Source organism: Rhizobium sp. ERR 1071, assembly GCF_007828675.1.
Classification (GTDB): domain Bacteria; phylum Pseudomonadota; class Alphaproteobacteria; order Rhizobiales; family Rhizobiaceae; genus Rhizobium; species Rhizobium dioscoreae.
In genome coordinates this window covers 1-1319 of the sequence record NZ_VITM01000032.1, presented here as the reverse complement: position 1 = coordinate 1319, position 1319 = coordinate 1, and the positions used below count along the sequence as shown (strand labels likewise).

The following is a 1319-nucleotide window of genomic DNA, read 5'->3' as shown; positions in this document are numbered from 1 at the left end:
TGGAGTGCTCCCCGTTTCACCGGACATGTCGGCTAGTTTGATTTAGCCCTGATGAACTGCCGTGGGGAAGCCATCTTGAGCGCGGAATGGGGATGGATTTCGTTGTAATCTTCAATCCATCCGTCGATGAGCCGGAGCGTCGTTTCGGAGTCCGGTAGAGCTGATAGGCGGATGTAATCCCGTTTCAGAGTTTTCACGAATGCCTCGGACATGCCGTTCGACTGGGGGCTGGCCACCGGCGTGAAGCAGGGCGTCAGATTGAGCGCCTGGGCAAACATCCGTGTCTCCCGTGCGGTATAGGCCGAGCCATTATCCGAGAGGTGCTCGATAGCATGCGGGGCTCGGGTTGCGCCGAAGCGTTTTTCGACCGCCTCCAGCATCATGTCGCGCACGTCTGAGCCGGAGATGCCTGCATTAGCGACCGCCGCCCAGGCGATGATTTCGCGGTCGAAGGCGTCGATGATGAAGGCGAGACGAACGACTTCGCCATTCCAGCAGTTAAACTCCAGTCCATCCGAGCACCAGCGCAGGTTCGAGCGCATGACCATGACCTTGCCGTCATGGATGCGGCCCTTGCGAACGGCCGTATGCTTCTCCAGCAACATCGCGTGGTTACCCATGATGCGATGAACCCGCTTGGCGTTGACGACAGGCTTATCGGCGGCTCGCCTTTCGCGATTGAGGAGCGCGGCGATCCGCCGATAGCCATAGGTTGGCCTTTGATCAACCAGCCTGCGAATGGCGGGCAGAAGCTCTGTATCCTCGGCCTTGTGATAGGGCCCGCGCGGCTTTGATCTGCCTTTCAGCCGCTCAACGAGGTTGGAGCGGGAGACGCCCAGCGTGTCTGCGACGGTCTTCATCGGGAACCGTCCTTCGGCAACAAGATCGGCCGCGATATCCGTTTTTTTGAGTCTGCTTTCGAAAGTGCTTCGCGGAGGATTTCGACCTCCATCGTTTTGCGGCCGAGCATGCGCTCCAGCTCGCGGACGCGGTCCTCCAGCTTCTTCACTTCCGAATTGCCTACAACCGGCTCGTCAGAATCCACGGCTGCAGCACCTCCCTCGCTCAAGAGCCTGCGCCACCGGTAAAGCAGATTGGGCGCAACCCCATGGCGGCGAGCGGTGGAAGATACCGTCTCGCCTGGTTCGAAACTCTGCTCGATGATTGTCAGCTTTTGCTCGGTTGTCCACCGTCTGCGCCGGACATCACCCGTCAGCAGTTCAACGTGTCGATACTCGTTAGACATAAGCATGTCCTCAAGCCTGTGCTTGAGCCTTTCTGCTTATGCCGACTGTCCGGTCAGAACGGGGTGCAGTTCA

General features: G+C 59.0%; 1 protein-coding gene. It reads right to left on the bottom strand.

Features of this window, described 5'->3' with window-relative positions:
• Nucleotides 1–32 precede the first annotated feature (32 nt).
• Nucleotides 33–1252 (bottom strand): IS3 family transposase gene (locus FBZ99_RS32965; RefSeq protein ID WP_186450385.1). Its coding sequence is split into 2 segments (ribosomal slippage): nucleotides 33–922 and nucleotides 922–1252, totalling 1221 coding nucleotides; the frame shifts between segments, so codons are not numbered across the junction.
• Nucleotides 1253–1319 lie beyond the last annotated feature (67 nt).